General features: G+C 69.0%; 16 protein-coding genes. 3 read left to right on the forward strand and 13 right to left on the reverse strand.

What is annotated here, in order from left to right; genetic code table 11:
• Positions 1-19: 19 nt before the first annotated feature.
• Positions 20-355 carry an ankyrin repeat domain-containing protein gene (locus AC1RAA_RS23230; RefSeq protein WP_159278540.1) on the forward strand — a complete coding sequence of 112 codons (336 nt, stop codon included), beginning with the start codon at positions 20-22 and terminating at the stop codon, positions 353-355.
• A 90-nt stretch (positions 356-445) separates the two neighbouring features.
• On the opposite strand, the gene mdoH is transcribed toward AC1RAA_RS23230, so the two are convergent.
• The 7 genes from mdoH to AC1RAA_RS23265 form a co-directional block, all read right to left on the reverse strand.
• Entirely contained in the window at positions 446-2464 is a 2019-nt protein-coding gene (gene mdoH / locus AC1RAA_RS23235; RefSeq protein ID WP_492731865.1) for a glucans biosynthesis glucosyltransferase MdoH, read from the reverse strand.
• Positions 2465-2472: 8 nt separating this feature from the next.
• Positions 2473-2673 (reverse strand): hypothetical protein, encoded by a 201-nt coding sequence (locus AC1RAA_RS23240; protein ID WP_082818265.1) that lies wholly within the window; start codon positions 2671-2673, stop codon positions 2473-2475.
• A gap of 193 nt (positions 2674-2866) precedes the next feature.
• A complete protein-coding gene (locus tag AC1RAA_RS23245) occupies positions 2867-4255 on the reverse strand; it encodes a sigma 54-interacting transcriptional regulator (protein ID WP_095948204.1) in 1389 nt (462 codons plus the stop codon).
• Positions 4252-4863, reverse strand: coding sequence for a hypothetical protein (locus tag AC1RAA_RS23250; RefSeq protein WP_307695574.1), 612 nt, complete (start codon positions 4861-4863; stop codon positions 4252-4254). Before AC1RAA_RS23250 ends, AC1RAA_RS23245 begins: the two co-directional genes overlap by 4 nt.
• An 85-nt stretch (positions 4864-4948) precedes the next feature.
• Positions 4949-6376, reverse strand: coding sequence for a sensor histidine kinase (locus AC1RAA_RS23255; protein ID WP_492731867.1), 1428 nt, complete (start codon positions 6374-6376; stop codon positions 4949-4951).
• Complete coding sequence (gene miaB, locus AC1RAA_RS23260) at positions 6376-7737, reverse strand: tRNA (N6-isopentenyl adenosine(37)-C2)-methylthiotransferase MiaB (RefSeq protein WP_159278536.1); 1362 nt, start codon at positions 7735-7737, stop codon at positions 6376-6378. Before miaB ends, AC1RAA_RS23255 begins: the two co-directional genes overlap by 1 nt.
• A gap of 89 nt (positions 7738-7826) precedes the next feature.
• The gene (locus AC1RAA_RS23265; protein ID WP_070060097.1) at positions 7827-8285 is read right to left on the reverse strand and encodes a hypothetical protein; all 459 of its coding nucleotides are present in this window, start codon (positions 8283-8285) and stop codon (positions 7827-7829) included.
• Positions 8286-8538: 253 nt separating this feature from the next.
• On the opposite strand from AC1RAA_RS23265, the gene AC1RAA_RS23270 reads away from it, so the two are divergent.
• Positions 8539-9684 (forward strand): efflux RND transporter periplasmic adaptor subunit, encoded by a 1146-nt coding sequence (locus tag AC1RAA_RS23270; protein WP_492731890.1) that lies wholly within the window; start codon positions 8539-8541, stop codon positions 9682-9684.
• On the forward strand, positions 9681-12842 hold the full coding sequence (locus tag AC1RAA_RS23275; RefSeq protein WP_492731870.1) for an efflux RND transporter permease subunit: 3162 nt from the start codon (positions 9681-9683) through the stop codon (positions 12840-12842). Before AC1RAA_RS23270 ends, AC1RAA_RS23275 begins: the two co-directional genes overlap by 4 nt.
• 240 nt (positions 12843-13082) lie before the next feature.
• On the opposite strand, the gene AC1RAA_RS23280 is transcribed toward AC1RAA_RS23275, so the two are convergent.
• Genes AC1RAA_RS23280 through AC1RAA_RS23305 form a run of 6 tightly spaced genes read right to left on the reverse strand, consistent with a single transcriptional unit; the run spans position 13083 to position 17324 of the window.
• Positions 13083-13775: a Crp/Fnr family transcriptional regulator gene (locus tag AC1RAA_RS23280; RefSeq protein ID WP_492731872.1), complete on the reverse strand. Its 693-nt coding sequence runs from the start codon at positions 13773-13775 to the stop codon at positions 13083-13085.
• Positions 13776-13820: 45 nt separating this feature from the next.
• Positions 13821-14471, reverse strand: coding sequence for a histidine phosphatase family protein (locus tag AC1RAA_RS23285; protein WP_492731874.1), 651 nt, complete (start codon positions 14469-14471; stop codon positions 13821-13823).
• A gap of 22 nt (positions 14472-14493) precedes the next feature.
• Positions 14494-15117, reverse strand: a complete 624-nt coding sequence (locus tag AC1RAA_RS23290) for a DUF4136 domain-containing protein (RefSeq protein ID WP_492731876.1) — start codon at positions 15115-15117, stop codon at positions 14494-14496.
• Positions 15118-15164: 47 nt separating this feature from the next.
• On the reverse strand, positions 15165-16094 hold the full coding sequence (gene ttcA / locus AC1RAA_RS23295; protein WP_062477895.1) for a tRNA 2-thiocytidine(32) synthetase TtcA: 930 nt from the start codon (positions 16092-16094) through the stop codon (positions 15165-15167).
• A gap of 52 nt (positions 16095-16146) precedes the next feature.
• Entirely contained in the window at positions 16147-16524 is a 378-nt protein-coding gene (locus AC1RAA_RS23300; RefSeq protein WP_056576172.1) for a dihydroneopterin aldolase, read from the reverse strand.
• A 14-nt stretch (positions 16525-16538) separates the two neighbouring features.
• Positions 16539-17324: an SDR family oxidoreductase gene (locus tag AC1RAA_RS23305; RefSeq protein WP_390346611.1), complete on the reverse strand. Its 786-nt coding sequence runs from the start codon at positions 17322-17324 to the stop codon at positions 16539-16541.
• Positions 17325-17356: the final 32 nt, after the last annotated feature.

Raw genomic sequence — 17356 nt, forward strand, 5'->3', positions numbered from 1 at the left:
AGAGGCGCGCAGCCCAGCCATGTCCGCAGGCGACTGGAAAGAGCTCTACCAGGGCGCGCTGACCGGCGATCTCGACCTGGTGCGCTATCACATCGGTGCGGGCGTGAATCCGAACTACCAGCACCCCGAGATCCTGTGCACGCCGCTGGTGGCCAGCCTGGTCCAGGGGCACGGCGAGATCGCCAGCTACCTGCTGGACCACGGCGCTGATCCGAACCTGCTGTCTGAGTTCGACGGGCTCACGCCGCTGCAGGCCGCCCGCAAGCACGGCCGCGAGGCGCTCGTCGCGGCGCTGGTGGCGCGCGGCGCCCGCGCACCCCGTCCGCCGTTCTGGCGCCGCTGGCTGCCCTTCTGAGATCTTGATGCGCATGGCGCACCGCCCAGCAAAAAGCCCGCCGAAGCGGGCTTTTTCTTTGGAGCGATCAGCCGCAGGGCTGAGATCGCATCAGGCCGTGGCCAGTGCCGCCGGGCGCGCCAGGCGCAGCGCATGCATCCAGGCGCGGCGCAGCACGGCGGGCGAGCGCGACTCCTCGGGAATCAGCAGGAAGCCGCGGTCGCGCAGCGTGGTGCCCAGCGCGATCTGGCTGGTCAGCACGGTCAGTGGGATCGCCAGCAGCAGCGGCAGGCCGACGGGCATGAGCCAGATCAGGGCGCTCGGGTCGATCATGGCGACGCCGACGGCCAGCATGGCGATCACCAGCGTCATGGGGGCCAGCTGCGAGGCAGCGACCTTCCACGGCACGGCGGCGGCTTCACGCGGGGGCGACTTCCAGTCGAGCTTGATGCCGGTGAGGGCGACGAGCACGAACAGCGAGTGGGCCAGCATGCGCACCGGGGCCTGCACGATGGCCAGGCCGGCTTCGAGCACCGAGCTCTTCACCAGGCCCCACACACCGCCGTACTGGCGTTGTTCGCCGCGCATCAGCACGGCGGCGATGCCCAGCACGCGCGGCAGGAACAGCAGGCACAGGGTCCAGACCCACAGGCCAGCCAGTTCGGCAGGCAGCACGTTCCAGCTCGACACGAGGCTCGAGCCGCTCAGCCACAGGGCGGTGCCCAGCGTCAGGAAGGCGAGCCACAGCGGGGCCGAGACATACGCCATGGTGCCGGTCACGAACATCGCGCGGTGCACCGGGTGGATGCCGGGCTCGGCCATCAGGCGGGCGTTCTGCAGGTTGCCCTGGCACCAGCGGCGGTCGCGTTGCAGCTCGGCCAGCAGGTCCGGCGGTTGCTGTTCGTAGCTGCCGACCAGGTCGGACACCAGCCACACGTGGTAGCCGGCGCGGCGCATCAGCGCGGCTTCGACGAAGTCGTGCGACATGATGCCGCCCGACATGCCGCCGGTGCCCTTGATGGGGGCCAGCGCGCAGTGCTTCATGAAGGCTTCGACGCGGATGATCGCGTTGTGGCCCCAGTAGTGCGACTCGCCGAGCTGCCAGAACTGCATGCCCAGCGTGAACAGGCGGCCGGTGACGCGCGAAGCGAACTGCTGGGCGCGGGCGTGCAGCGTGACGTGGCCGATGGCCTGCGTCGCGGTCTGGATGATGCCGGCGGTGGGGTTGGCTTCCATCAGCTTGACCATCGAGGCCAGGCAGTCGCCGCTCATCACGGAGTCGGCGTCGAGCACGACCATGTAGCGGTAGTCCTTGCCCCAGCGGCGGCAGAAGTCGGCGACGTTGCCGGCCTTGCGGTGCGTGCGGCGGGTGCGCAGGCGGTAGTACACCTCGACCTGCGGCTGGTTCGGGCTCTCGGCCAGCGCGGCGCGCAGGTCTTCCCAGGCGGCGCGCTCGGCGGCGGCGGTCTCGGGGTTGTAGCTGTCGGACAGCACGAACACGTCGAACTGCTTGGCGTGGCCCGTGGAGGCGACCGATTCGCAGGTGGCGCGCAGGCCGGCGAACACGGTGGCCACGTCCTCGTTGCAGATCGGCATGATGATCGCGGTGCGTGCCTCGGGGTTCATCGGGTGGTGGGCCACCTGTTTCGCCGAGAGGGCGTGCTTGTCACCGCGCACGGAGACGTAGAAGCCCATGAGCGCGGTCACGAAACCGGTCACGACCCAGCCCGAGAGCAGGCCGTACAGGCCGATCTGGCCGTATTCGAGCCAGACGTTGTCGTAGTCGGGTTGCACGCTGGCGAACAGCGATGACGCGATCACGGTGCTCAGCAGCGTGAGCAGCATGAAGGCGAGGCGGCGCTGGCCGGCGGCGCGTTCCCAGGCCTGCGGGGCCGGGGTGGCCTGCTTGGCGGCGGGGGCGCTGTCGGCATTGCGGCCGGCGCCCAGGCGCACGAGCAGCGCGGTGCCGAGGCTGTTCCAGAAACCACGCCAGGGGCGCGGGGCCATGGAACCGCGGTTGACCGGCGGTGCAGTGACGGCGTTGGGGTGGCGTTCCTCGCGCAGCGCGCTACGGCGTGCGAAATCGGATTCGGCGAGGACGTTGAGGTGGGAGAAGTCGTTCGGCTTCATCGGTTCATTCACCAACGTTGCTTGTCGAGGGGGGTGTCGCCAATGGCCGGAAGGCGCTTGAAGACGCAATCCGTGGCGGCGCCGCCGACGCCGGAGAGCGCGGTCAGCGAATGGCCCGCGGCACGGGGCCGCGAGGAGGAAAACTGCTTTTGACGCAGGCCGTCGCGCTGCGGACGCAGTGCGAAAGATGGGCTGGTAAGTGCTGTCATGCCAGTACAGGGGCAAACCCTGTGCCAGCCTGGAAAAACGCTTTCAAATCAACGACTTGGCGCGATTCGAAACCGTTTTCCGTGGGGGAGGGGCCTGCCGGGCCCCCGAAACCCCCGTTTTTGTCGCCGAATCCCGACAAGCCGGGGAGGCCCTCGGGAAACAGTCTTTCAAATCAACGACTTAGGCCTGTCGCTACTCGGCGACAGGGTCGCCACCGGGAGCGACAACGTCGGCCTTGAAGTTGCCCGGCGTGAGCTCGTGCTTCTGCAGCAGGCGGTAGAACTCGGTGCGGTTGCGGTCGGCCAGGCGGGCCGCATCGGCCACGTTGCCGTCGGTCAGCTTGAGCAGGCCGACGAGGTAGTCGCGCTCGAAACGCTGCTTGGCCTCGGCGTAGGTGAGCACCTCCACGCTCGGCACGCGCAGCGCGCGCTGCACCAGCGCCAGCGGGATCAGCGGCGAGCCCGACAGCGCGCAGACCTGCTCCACCACGTTGTAGAGCTGGCGCACGTTGCCCGGCCACGCGGCGGTGGTGAGCGCCTTCAGCGCCTCGGGCGCGAAGCCCGACAGCCGCTTGCCGTACTTGGTCGACAGCTTCTGCAGGAAGTGGTTGGCCAGCAGCGGAATGTCCTCGCGCCGCGCCGACAGCGGCGGCAGCGTGAGCGTCACCACGTTCAGGCGGTAATAGAGGTCTTCGCGGAACTGGCCGGCTTCCATCGCGGCGTCGAGGTCGCGGTGGGTGGCCGAGACGATGCGCACGTCGACCTCGATCGACTGGCTCGCGCCCAGCGGGCGCACCGCGCGCTCCTGCAGCACGCGCAGCAGCTTGACCTGCAGCGCGGGCGGCATGTCCCCGATTTCGTCGAGCAGCAGCGTGCCGCCGTCGGCCTGCTGGAACAGGCCCTTGTGGTTCGCGTGGGCGTCGGTAAAGGCGCCCTTCATGTGGCCGAACAGCTCGGATTCGAGCAGCGCCTCGGGAATGGCGCCGCAATTGACCGCCACGAAGGGCTTGTCGGCACGCGCGCTGGCCTTGTGGATGGCGCGCGCCAGCAGCTCCTTGCCGGCGCCGGAGTCGCCGCGCAACAGCACGGACGCGTCCGACTTGGCGACCATGCGCGCCTCGGCCAGCAGCTCGGCCATGCGGTTGCTGCGGCTCACGATTTCCGAGCGCCAGCTGTCGTCGCCGGTCTTGCTCGGCGTGGTGGTCGGCGCGCCGAGCGCCAATGCCTGCGCGATCTTCTCGAGCAGCTCGCGCGCGTCGTAGGGCTTGGTGAGGTAGGTGAACACGCCCCGCGCCGTGGCCTCGACCGCGTCGGGGATGGTGCCGTGCGCGGTCAGCAGGATCACCGGCAGCGTCGGGTGGCGCTTGCGGATCTCGTCGAACAGCTGCAGGCCGTCACGCCCGGGCAGGCGCACGTCGCTGAGCACCAGCTGCGGGTGCTCGATCTCGAGCTGCGTGAGCGCGGTCTCGGCCGAGGTGACGGCCGTGACCTGGTAGCCCGCCGACACCAGCCGCATCGAGAGCAGCCGCAGCATGTCCGGGTCGTCGTCGACCACGAGGAGGCGGGCGCCGGTCGTGCTCATGGATTGGATCTGCTTCCGTTGGAGGAGGGCGTGGGGGCCGGCGTGTTGGGCCGGGCGAAGCTGCGCTCGATGGCGCGCAGCGCCTCGATGCGCTCGTTGAGCTGGTCGATGCGGCGCTGGCTGTCGCGCAGCTGCTGCACCTGCTTGTCGCGGTCGTCCTCGACGCGGCGCTGCTCCACATAGCGCGCGGCCAGCGCCCGCGCGAGCGGGTGCAGCGGCTGCGCCTCGGGCGCCGGGTTGGCGATCACGCGCTGCAGCAGGCCCAGCGCGCGCGCCAGGTCGGCCGGCACGCGGGTCTGTGCGAGCAGGATCGCCAGCTGCATCTGCGCTGCGGGCGTCTCGCCCTGTTCGCCGACGCGGGCGATTTCCGCACTCAGGTCGGCGCCGCCCAGCGGGCGCACCTTGTCGGCGTAGGCCAGCATGGCCGTGAGGGGGCCTTGCGTGAGCTGCGTGAACAGCGAGGCCGGCTGCGTGGCCGGCGCGCGGGGCTCGGCCTCGACCGGCACGACGCGCGGCGCGGCCACGGGCGGTGGCAGCGCGTCGGCTTCGGCCGGCGGCTTGGGCTGGGAGGCGCAGGCCGCCAGCAGCAGGGCGCATGGCACGGCCATGGCCCCGGCGAAGGTGGATCTGCGGACGAACGAAAGGAACATGGGTCGAAAAAGGCGCGGGGCGGTGTGGGTGGGGTGTCCGGGGTCAGGTCGTGCGCGGCAGTTCGATGCGAAAGCGTGCACCGGGGCCGTCCGGCAGCAGGGCGATGCGGCCCCCATGGGCTGCAATGTACTCCTGCACGATGGAAAGTCCGATGCCGGTGCCTTTCACCGTGTGCTCGGGCTGGCGCTCGCCGCGGAAGAAGGGTTCGAAGATACGGTCGCGGTCGCCCACGGCAATGCCGGGGCCGGCGTCGCACACGTCGATGTGCACCGCCTCGGGCGTGCCCGACACGGCCAGCGTGATGACGCCGCCGGCGGCCGAGAAGCGGATCGCGTTCGACAGCAGGTTGGCGATGGCGGTGCCGAGCTTGGTGCGGTCGACCGTGAGGGCGATCGGCTCGCCCTCGGCGCGCACGCGCAGGCCGTGCGCCTGCCACTGCAGGCGCTGGGCCTCGATCTGCTCCTCGATCAGCGGCAGCAGCTCGGTGCGCTCGCGGCGCAGCTCGCGCGCCTCGAAGGCGGCGGCGTTGAAGCGCAGCAGCGCCTCGATCTGGTTCTGCAGCGACACGGTGTTCTGCTGCAGGATCTGCGCGACCTCGAGCTGCGCCGGATTCAGCGGGCCGGTCACGCCGTCTTCGAGCAGCGACACGCCTTCGCGCAGCGCCGCCAGCGGCGTCTTCAGCTCGTGCGATACGTGGCGCAAAAAGCGCGCCTTGTCGGCGTCGAGTTCGGTCAGGCGCAGGCGCAGCCATTCGAGCTGCTGCGACACGCGCCGCACGTCGGCCGGGCCGCGGATGTCGATGGGTTCGTCGAGCCGGTTCTGGCCCAGGCCGACGATGGCGTTCTCGAGCCGCTTGAAGGGGCGCGCGAGCCAGATGCCGAAGGCCAGCGCCAGCAGCACGGCCAGCACGCTGGCAGCCACCACCTCGCGCATCAGCCGGCGGCGCGCGTTCTCGATGCGCTTGGCCAGCGCGTCGTTCTGCGTTTCGATCAGGAACTGCGCCTGCTGGGCGATGTTGGTGTTCAGGGCGTCGAGTTCGCGGAACTGCATCGCCATCGTGCTTTCGCGCGCCAGGGCGCTGTCGGGGCTGCCGCCGAGCAGCCCTTCGATCACGCCGAGCTGGCTGCGCCACATGTCGATGCCGGCGGCCGGCAGGCCGTTACGTTCCAGGCGCTCCAGCACCTGGTGGGCCTCGCGCGCCGCCTCGTCGAAACGGCGGCGCAGCACGGCGTCGTTGAGCACCAGCGACTGGCGTCCCGCGCGCTCCATGGCCGCGCTGCGTTCGGCCAGCGACTGCGAGGCGCCCGACAGGCGCAGCGCGCGCGCGGCGGCGTCGCGGCTTTGCGTGACGAGCGCGTCGTACTGCAGCACCGAGCGCAGCGCCACGCCCACCAGCAGCGCGGTGATCAGCAGGAAGGCAAACAGCAGGAGCTGCTGGAACGAGCCTCGGACGGACGGACGTTTCGCCATCAGTGGGCGAGCACCGTGGCAGCAGCAGCCAGGGCCGATTCGCGCGTGACCACTTCGCCGCGCAGCGTGTAGGCCAGCGAGCGGGTGATGCGCAGGTCGGCCATCTGGCCCACGAGGCGGGCGTCGCCTTCGAAGTTGACGACGCGGTTGCAGGCGGTGCGGCCCATGAGTTCGTTGGCGTCCTTGCGCGACGCGCCCTCGACCAGCACACGCTGCGTGCTGCCCACCAGCGCGTCGCCGAAGCGGCGCACGTTGCCGTCGATCACGCGCTGCAGCGTCTGCAGGCGCGCCAGCTTCACCTCGTGCGGCGTGTCGTCCTGCAGCGCGGCGGCGGGCGTGCCGGGGCGCGGGCTGAAGATGAAGCTGAAGCTGTTGTCGAACTGGCAGTCGTCGATGAGCTTCATCATCTTGTCGAAGTCGGCATCGGTCTCGCCGGGGAAGCCGACGATGAAGTCGCTGGACAGGGCCAGGTCAGGGCGGATGGCGCGCAGCTTGCGCACCGTGCTCTTGTATTCCATGGCCGTGTAGCCGCGCTTCATCGCCATGAGGATGCGGTCGCTGCCGTGCTGCACCGGCAGGTGCAGATGCGAGACGAGCTGCGGCACCTTGGCGTAGGCCTCGATGAGCCGGGGCGTGAACTCGTTCGGGTGGCTGGTGGTGTAGCGGATGCGTTCGATGCCGGGGATCTCGGCGACGTATTCAATCAGCAGCGCGAAGTCGGCGATTTCGGCGGTGTCGCCCATCTTGCCGCGGTAGGCGTTCACGTTCTGGCCCAGCAGCGTGATCTCGCGCACGCCCTGGTCAGCCAGGCCGGCGATCTCGACCAGCACGTCGTCCAGCGGGCGGTTCACTTCCTCGCCACGGGTGTAGGGCACCACGCAGTAGCTGCAGTACTTGGAGCAGCCTTCCATGATCGACACGAAGGCGGTCGCGCCTTCCACGCGCGCGGGCGGCAGGTGGTCGAACTTCTCAATCTCGGGGAAGCTGATGTCCACCTGCGGACGGTCCAGCCGCTCGCGGTCGTTCAGCATCTCGGGCAGGCGGTGCAGCGTCTGCGGGCCGAACACGATGTCGACGTAGGGCGCGCGCGCGATGATGGCCTGGCCTTCCTGACTCGCCACGCAGCCGCCCACGCCGATTTTCACGCCCTTGGCCTTCAGGTGCTTCACGCGGCCGAGGTCGGAGAACACCTTCTCCTGCGCCTTCTCGCGCACCGAGCAGGTGTTGAACAGGATGAGGTCGGCCTCGTCCACGTTCTGCGTGGGTTCGTAGCCCTGTGCGGCGTGGAGCACGTCGGCCATCTTGTCCGAGTCGTACTCGTTCATCTGGCAGCCGAAGGTCTTGATGAATACTTTTTTCATGGGGAGCTCTCTGTGCCCTTCGCAAAGAGGAAGGGCTGCGAGGCGCGCGTGGCGCCCGCGGATTTTTGCTTGCTTGCGGCCCGGCCGCGTTACTGCGTGTTCAGCGTGTCGTTCGAGACGAACGGCCAGATGTTCAGGAACGGCTTGTTCAGCGATTCGCGGCTGGCCATGGCCTCGTCGGGCGTCAGGATCCAGACCTCGCGCAGCAGCCCGGCGGCGTCGCGCGTGTAGTTCACGAGGTACTTCTGGCCGATGATCGCGCCGGGCATCACCAGCATGTTCTGCGGGCTGCGGATGCGCGCGCCGGCGCCCAGGCGGTCGGCCCGGCCGTCGAGCTCGACGTCGGGGGCGCTGGTCACCATGAACTTGCCGCGCAGCGTGCCGATGGGGAAGTTGCGCCCGCCGTTGAGCGACTCGTTCTGGGTCTGCGGACGGGGCACCTCGTCCTGGGCGCTGGCCTGGAGCGAGAAAAGACCGGCGGCGCCGGCAAGGGCGGCGCAGAAGGCAAGGGAGGTGAGTGTTTTCGTGGGTGTCTTGCAGCGGTTCATGGGGTATATCCAGAGGCTGTGGACCGGCGATTTTAGCGAGGGGGTGTTTTCCCTCATACCGGGTGCAGCGGGTGGTGCGGGGGCTTTGCGTCGGCCTGCTTTACATTTCTTTACGGCGCCCATGAACACTGCGCGTCGGCCACTGCTCCAATAGCTGCTGTCAGCCCAAAGTGCACAAGAACCCATGAAGAAATCTGCCGCCTTCGCCCTCGCGGGCGTGTTGATCGTAGCCGTCGCAGGCGGCTGGTGGCGCATGTCGGGCGATCGGTCGGCCGCGAAAGACGCCAAGCCCGCGAACGCCGGGCCTCCCGCCGCGCTGGTCACGCTGGCCACGGCCGAAAAGCAGGACGTGCCGGTCACGGTGCAGGTCAACGGCAGCGTGGTTTCGCTCAACAGCGTCGACCTGCGCCCGCAGGTCACCAACACCGTGAGCGCGGTGCACGTCAAGGAAGGCCAGTTCGTGAAAGCAGGGCAGCTGCTCTTCACGCTGGACGACCGCAACGACCAGGCCAACCTCGCGCGCGCCCGGGCCCAGCAGCAGAAGGACGAGGCCACCATGGCCGACCTGGAGCGCCAGTACAAGCGCAGCCAGGACCTGGTGGCACAGAACTTCATTGCCAAGAGCGCGGCCGACGCCACGCTGTCGCAGCTCCAGGCGCAGCGCGCCGCCGTCGCGGCCGACCGCGCCGCCGTGCAGTCGGCGCAGGTGGCGCTGGGCTACGCCACGCTGCGCGCGCCCATCGCGGGGCGCATCGGCGCCGTCAACATCTACCCGGGCACGCTGGTGCAGCCCACGCTGTCGCTGGTCACGATCACCCAGCTCGACCCCATCGCCGTGAGCTTCCCGGTGCCCGAAGGCAACCTGCAGGACCTGCTGGCCGCGGCGCGCACGCGCGCCAAGGTCGAGGCGCTGGTCACGGGCCGGCGCGAGCCGCTGTTCGGCACGCTCGACTTCGTCGACAACACGGTCGATCCGCAGATCGGCACCGTGCGCGCCAAGGCCGTGTTCGCCAACGCCGACCAGAGCCTGTGGCCCGGCCAGTTCGTCAACACGCGCATCACGGTGCGCATGCTCGACGGCGTCACGGTGGTGCCGGCCGCGGCGCTCATGATGCTGTCCGACGGCGCCACGCTGTACGTGGTCGATGCCGAGCGCAACGCGGCACGTCGTCAGGTCAAGGTGCTCCACACCTTCGGCACCAAGGTGGCCGTGAGCGGCGTGACGCCCGGCGAGCAGGTCGTGATCGAAGGCAGCCAGAACGTGCGCCCGGGTGGCAAGGTGCGCATCGACGTGAAGGCGCCGGCCGGGCCGGGCGGTGCCCCCGCCAACGGCACCACGGGTGTCACGCCCGGCAGCGCCGCTTCGTCGGATGTTCAGCCGGCGCGAGAACGCGCATGAACATTTCAGAGCTCTGCATCCGCCGTCCGGCGATGACGGTGCTGCTGTCGGCGGCCGTCGTGGTCATCGGCATCTTTGCGTACTTCAGCATCCCGGTCGCGGCGCTGCCCAGCTACAACACGCCGGTCATCAACGTCAACGCGCAGTTGCCGGGCGCCAGCCCCGACACCATGGCGAGTTCGGTCGCGCTGCCGCTCGAAAAGCAGTTCTCGACCATCCCCGGCCTGCAGACCATCAGCTCGGTGAACACGCAGGGCGTGACCTCGCTCACGCTCGAATTCGTCAGCAGCCGCGACATCGACGCCGCCGCGGTCGACGTGCAGGCCGCGCTGCTGCGCGCCCAGCGCCAGCTGCCGCAGGAACTCACGCAGCTGCCTTCATACCGCAAGGTGAATCCGGCCGATGCGCCGGTGCTGTTCATCGCGCTGATCTCGCCGTCGATGAACCCGTCGGAGCTCAACGACTACGCCGAGAACCTCATTTCGCCCACGCTCTCGACCATCGACGGCGTGGCGCAGGTGGGGGTGTACGGGCGCAAGGCCTTCGCGGTGCGCATCAAGGCCAACGCCGACCTGCTCAACGCGCGCAACATCACGCTCGACGAGCTGGCCAAGGCGGTGAACTCGGCCAACGCCAACACGCCGGTCGGCACGCTCGACGGCCCGCGCCAGACGCTCACCATCCAGGCCAACCGCCAGCTCATGAAGGCGGCCGACTTCGCCAAGCTGATCATCGCGCAGCGCAACGGCGCGCCGGTGCGGCTGGACGAAGTGGCCACGCTCGAAGACAGCTTCGAGTCGGTCAAGACCGCCAGCAGCTTCAACGGGCAAGACTCGATCTCGCTGGCCGTGCAGCGCCAGCCCAACGCCAACACCGTGCAGGTGGTGGACGCGGTGCGCGCGCTCATCCCGCGCTTCAAGGCCGAGCTGCCGCAGTCGGTCGAGATCCACATGGTCAACGACCGCTCGCTCTCGATCCGCGAGGCGGTGCACGACGTGCAGCTCACCTTGCTGGGCACCATCGCGCTGGTGGTGCTGGTGATCTTCCTGTTCCTGCACCGGCTGGTGGCCACGCTGATTCCGGCGGCCACCATCCCGATCTCGCTGATCGGCGCCGTGGCGCTGCTGTACGCCTTCGGCTACAGCCTGGACAACGTCTCGCTGCTGGGCATCACGCTGGCCGTGGGCCTGGTGGTGGACGACGCCATCGTGGTGCTCGAGAACATCATGCGCTACGTCGAGAAGGGCATGGAGCCGATGGCCGCCGCGCTGCGCGGCGCGCGCGAGGTGGGCTTCACCATCGTGTCGATCTCGATCTCGCTGGTGGCCGTGTTCATCCCGATCTTCTTCATGCCGGGCGTGATCGGCCTCTTGTTCCACGAGTTCGCCGTGGTGGTGGCGCTGGCCGTGCTGGTGTCGGCCGTGGTGTCGCTCACGCTCGTGCCCATGCTCGCGAGCCGGCTGCTCAAGCACGTGCCGCGCAAGGCCGGCGCGCTCGACCACGAGGAAGAGCACCCCGAGCCCGGCACGGCGATCGGCCGTGCCTTCGAGCGCGGCTACCGCGCCGTGCACGGCGGCTACATGCGCACGCTCGACTGGACGCTCGGGCACCGCGCGCTGATGCTGGTCATGGCGGGGCTGACCTTCGTGGTCACGGCCTGGCTCTTCATCAGCATTCCCAAGGGCTTCTTCCCCGAGGAAGACATCGGCCAGATCCAGATCACCACCGAGGCGGCCGAAGACATTTCGTTCACCGCCATGAAGGCGCTGCAGGACCGCGTGGCCGCCGCGCTCAAGGCCGATCCGAGCGTGGACTACGTGAGTTCCTTCGTCGGCGTGGGCGGCCCGACGGCCACGCAGAACTCGGGCCGGCTGTTCGCGGTGCTCAAGCCGCGCAGCGAGCGCCCCAAGATGGCCAAGGTGCTCGAGTCCCTGCGCCAGCGCTTCCGCGAGATCCCGGGCATTGCCGTGTACATGCAGCCGGTGCAGAACCTGCGCCTGGGCGGGCGCCAGAGCAAGGCGCGCTTCCAGTACACGCTGCAGAGCGTGAACGCCGGCGAGATGGTGCCGTGGTCGACGAAGCTCATGGAGCGCATGCGCGCCGACCCCGACTTCCGCGACGTGACCAGCGATTCGCAGAACCGCGGCCTGCAGGCCACGCTGGAGATCGACCGCGACAAAGCCGGCGTGCTCGGCGTGGCCGTGGGCGACCTGCGCACCGCGCTGTACAACGCCTACGGCGACCGCCAGATCGGCAGCATCTACGGCGCCAGCAACACCTACCAGGTGATCCTGTCGGCGGCCGACAGCGACCGCCAGTTCGAGGAAGACGTGGCGCGCTTGTCGGTGCGCAGCACCACCGGCAAGCTGGTGCCGCTGTCGGCCTTCTCGACCGTCAAGCGCACCGTGGGGCCGACCTCGGTCAACCACCAGGGCCAGCTGCAGGCGGTGACGGTGTCGTTCAACCTCGGCCCCGACGTGCCGCTGGGCAACGCCACCGCGAAGATCGACCGCTTCAAGGACGAGCTGAAGATGCCGCAGTCGATCATCACGACCTACGGCGGCGACGCGGCGGTGTTCCAGAGTTCGCAGGGCAGCCAGGCCGTGCTGCTGGTGCTCGCGGTGCTGGTCATCTATGTGCTACTGGGCGTGCTGTACGAGAGCTACATCCACCCGATCACCATCCTGGCGGGCCTGCCCTCGGCGGCGGTGGGGGCGCTCATTTCGCTGAAGCTCTTCGGCTTCGACCTCACGCTGATCGCGACCATCGGCATCCTGCTGCTGATCGGCATCGTGAAGAAGAACGCGATCATGATGATCGACTTCGCGCTCGACGCGCAGCGCACCGAGGGCATGAAGCCGGTCGACGCGATCCGCGAAGCCTGCCGGCTGCGCTTCCGCCCGATTCTCATGACCACGCTGGCCGCGCTGATGGGCGCGCTGCCGCTCGCGCTGGGCCTGGGTGCCGGCGCCGAGCTGCGCCAGCCGCTGGGCGTGGCGGTGGTGGGCGGGCTGATCTTCTCGCAGGTGATCACGCTGTACATCACGCCCGCGATCTACCTGGCGCTCGACCGCTACAGCGGCAGCGGGCCGATGGTGGAGCTGCCGGGCGAGGCGAAGGCCGAGGCTGCGGCGGGGCACGCGGCCTCGCACGCTTGACGGCGATTCAAAAGATGCCGGATGGCCATGAGCGTGAGCCACCCGGCCAGGAAGGACTTGTGCAGTCCTGTGTTACGCCACACCCGGACCATCGCCCATTGAAGGCGCTCCGGCCTCTCTCCTCAACGGCTCGCTCCATTCCCTCCGCCGCTGCTCTTCCCATGTGTGTGACGGGATGAATGATCGCGAGGGGATGAGGGGGTCGACGGTATCCAGCGATACAGGAAGCGGGCTTTTTCCTTACGGTGTCGCGTCGCGGAAACGATGCAGAGCCGGCGCATTCGGAATGCTGACCTGCCGCGCCCTCGTTTCAATGAGCCCTTCTCTCGCCAGCGCATTCAACGTGCGCGTGACGGTGACACGGCTCAAGGCCGTCATGGCGCCGATCTGCTCGTGGGTCAGATCGACGGTGAGTTGTTTCGGTGCCTGCGCCGATGGCGGGCGCGCCACCCGCAGCAGCAAGTCGATGACCCGCTCCTTGGGTGCCGCCGAGGCCACCCCGGCCAGCTTGGCGACGATCATGTGGTTCTTGAAGCCGAGCAGCTGGATCAACGAGGTCGCGAGTTCGGGCAGCGCCGAAAACTGCTGCGCGACATCCGCCGGCCGATAGCGGCTGAGGAGGGCCGGCGCGACCGCCCGGGTCGTCGTCGGCCGGGGGCTGTCGGCAAACGCCGGGCCTTCGCCGAAGATCGCGCCCGGCCCGAAGATCTCGAGCAGGAACTCCGCGCCGTTGCTTCGGTGGACCGTGGAGTGCACGAAGCCCGACCGCAAGAGATAGAAGTAGTCGTGCCGTTCGCCTTCGCGCGCAATGGTGTCGCCGGCCTCCAGGGTGACGAAGCTTCCCAGGTGCGTGGCGTCGATCCACGGCGCGGACAGCGACTGGGAGGCGTCCCAGCTGGCGTACGCCGAGGGCGTGGGGTTCGTTCTTTTCATGGGAGCGTCTTGCCCGGGGCGAAGAAAGGCAAGCGGCTCGCCCCACTAGGTCGTGGTCTCGTCCAGCGGCGTGTCCGTCGCCAGGTGGGCGATGTCGCTCCAGCCGACGAGGCTGAAGCCCTCGGGCGTCCACAGCATGCGGTTGATCGCCGCGTTGCCGAGCTGCCAGGTGCGCGGCGCCTGCAGCTCCTGGCGCGTGGCGGCGCGGTAGAGCACGTCCATCACGCCGCCGTGGGCCACCAGCACCACCAGCTGGCCCGGGTGGCGCGCGGCGATGGCCGAGGCGGTGCCGGTCACGCGGTCGCGAAAGGTCAGCAGGCTCTCGCCGCCGCCTTCGGGCTCGAACTCGGGGTCGCGCTCGCGCCAGCGGCGCGCGTCCTCGGGCAGCGTGGCCTCGATCTCGGCGAAGCTCATGCCCTCGAAGCGACCGAAGGCGCGCTCGCGCAGGCCCAGGTCGGGCTGCACGGCGAGGCCGTGGGGCTCGGCGATGGCCTGGGCGGTCTGCCAGGCGCGCGAGAGGTCGCTGGCGTAGACCGCCGCGATCGGCTCGTCCGCCAGCGCCTGTCCGGCGCGCTGCGCCTGCCAGAGGCCGGTGGCATTGAGGCCGATGTCGAGGTGGCCCTGGATGCGGGTGTCGACGTTCCAGGCGGTTTCGCCGTGGCGCACGGCGATCAGGCGGGTGAGATTGGCTTCCATCCGTCCGAATTCTAGAAGTGCATCATTTTTTGGCAGCCGGCGTGAGCTCGATGTTCACGCGGCGCTCGCCCGGCGGCGGGTTCGGAAAGCCCTGCAGCGCGGCCTCGAACATCACCGGCAGGATCGCCGCGCTCGCGCTGTAGGGGCCGTCGTTGCGCGCGCGGGTCTCGTACACCACGCGGTGGCTGCCACCCGCCTCGCGCAGCACGAGGCTCACCTCGCGCTGGTACCAGGGGTTGGCCGGCGGCGTGAACATCGGGCCGCCGTACCAGCCGCTGCCATACCAGCGGTGGCCGTAGTAGCCGCCGTAGCCGTAGCCCCACGGGCCGGGCCCGTACAGCCACGGATCGGCCCAGGGCGACAGCGCCGCCGTGACGCGCGCGCCGATCTGCGCCGTGTACTGCGGTTGGGCGTCGTCGCGGCGCAGGCCGACCTTGTCGAGCGCAGCCGCGGCCATGGCCTCGAGGCCCTCTTGGCGCGCCGTATCGGCCTGCTGCGAAGGCAGGCGCTCGAAGCGGTAGGTGGCGCCGGGCGGCACGGTCGTGCCCGGCGTGGCAAAGCTCTTGACGTTGCTGTCGACCACCCAGGAGGTGGCGCAGCCGCTCAGGGTTGCTACCAAAAATAGAGCTGAAAACGCACGATACATAAGGGTCTCCGGGCCTTAGGCCCTCAAAGTCCCCTGGGTTGCCCGAGTCAGCCCTGGACGATGCGCAGGGCCGAGGGTGCCTGGGAGAGCAGGTCGAAAGCGGGCGTGTCGAAGGCCTTGTCGCCGTTCTCGTCGGCCACGCCCGTCGCCTTCAGACCCTGGAAGTCGTGCAGCGTTCCGTCCAGCAGGTGCGAAGGCACGACGTTCTGCAGCGCGGTGAACATGTTTTCCACGCGGCCGGGGTACTTCTTGTCCCACTCGCGCAGCATCTCGCCGACCTGCTTGCGCTGCAGGTTTTCCTGGCTGCCGCACAGCGTGCAGGGAATGATCGGGAACTCGCGGTGCTGCGCCCAGCGCACCGTGTCCTTTTCGGCCACGTAGGCCAGCGGGCGGATCACGATGTGCTTGCCGTCGTCGCTCACCAGCTTGGGCGGCATGCTCTTGAGCTTGCCGCCGAAGAACATGTTGAGGAAGAAGGTCTGCAGCATGTCGTCGCGGTGGTGGCCCAGCGCGACCTTGGTGGCGCCCAGCTCGTCGGCCACGCGGTACAGGATGCCGCGGCGCAGCCGGCTGCACAGGCCGCAGGTGGTCTTGCCCTCGGGGATCACACGCTTGACGATGCTGTAGGTGTCCTGGTTCTCGATGTGGAAGGCCACGCCGAGCTCGCTCAGGTACTTGGGCAGCACCTCTTCGGGGAAGCCGGGCTGCTTCTGGTCGAGGTTGACCGCGACGATGTCGAAGTGGATGGGCGCGCGCGCCTTCATCTTGAGCAGGATGTCGAGCAGCGCGTAGCTGTCCTTGCCGCCCGAGACGCACACCATGACCTTGTCGCCCTCTTCGATCATGTTGTAGTCGACGATGGCCTGGCCGACCTGGCGGCACAGGCGCTTCTCGAGCTTGTGCGTCTCGCGTTCGATCTTCAGCGAGTTGGAGGGCGCACCGGCTTCGGGCGTATCGTCGATCCAGACGGCGTTCATTGGGGGGCTACTTCGGGCAAATCAGGGGAAAGATCCCCGATTTTGCCTTGGATCACCATTCCCCGGCTTCGATGCGGATGGCGACTTCGCAGTCGTCGAAGATTTCGAGCTTGGCGATCTTCACGCGCACGCCCCGCACGCCGGGCAGTTGCAGCAGGCGCTGCGCGAGCTTGCCGATCAGGCTTTCGAGCAGGTTGACGTGCTCGGCGGTGCACTCGTCGATGATGATGCGGCGCACCTTGCGGTAGTCCAGCACGTGGAAGATGTCGTCGTCCTGCGGCAGCAGCGGCTGCGGGCCGAGGTTGAGTTCGGCGTCCACCAGGATCGGCTGCGGCGCGGTCTTTTCCTGCTCCAGGATGCCCAGGTTGGCGTCGAAGCGCAGGCCCTGGAGGGTGAGTGTCTGGTGGCCGTGCGGTGTGTTCGTGGACATGGTGGTGGTGCTCGTCACATGAGCGAGAAGTCGCGCTCGAATTTCATGAGGTGCTGGCCGCCGTCGACGAGCAGCGTGGTGCCGGTGATCGAGCTGTTTTCCAGCGCGAACTTCACGGTGGCGGCCACGTCTTCCGATGTGGACGAGCGGCCCAGCGGCGACAGCTTGTGCAGCTGCGCGAACTTGTCGTCGTCGAGCATGTGGCTCGCCAGCGTGAGGCCGGGCGCCACGCCCACCACGCGCACGCGCGGCGCGAGCGCCAGCGCGAGCATGGGAGTGGCGGCTTCGAGTGCGGCCTTGGAGAGCGTGTAGCTCAGGAAGTCGGGGTTCGGGTTCCAGAGCTTCTGGTCGAGCAGGTGCACCACGGCGCCGCCCTGCGCATCGCGCCGGGCCAGGTGGTCGTGCAGCGCCTGCGCCAGCAGGATGGCCGCGCCGGTGTTGCTGCGTGCGTGGCGCTCCATGAGCGCGTAGCTGAAGCTGGCGGCGTCGTCGTGTTCGAAGAGGGCGGCGCTGTGCACCACGGCATCGACGGCGCGAAAGCGCGCTGCCACGCGCGGCAGCAGGGCGCGCGTGGCCTGCTCGTCGGCGAGGTCGGCCTCGAACAGGGCCGAGTCGCCCGAGCGCGCGGCGCAGTCGGCCACGGTCTGCTCGGCCTCGGCGCGCGAGCTGCGGTAGTGCACCGCCACCTGCCAGCCGCCCGCCGCGAGCGCCAGCGCGATCTCGCGGCCCAGCCGGCGGCCCGCGCCCGTGACGAGGACGGTGCGGCGGCGATCGGAGGAGGAGGGTGGGATGACGCTCATTCGGAGGAAGAAGACAGAAGACAGGAAGAGGA

It is taken from the genome of Variovorax sp. GW823-FHT04F07, from assembly GCF_058795995.1.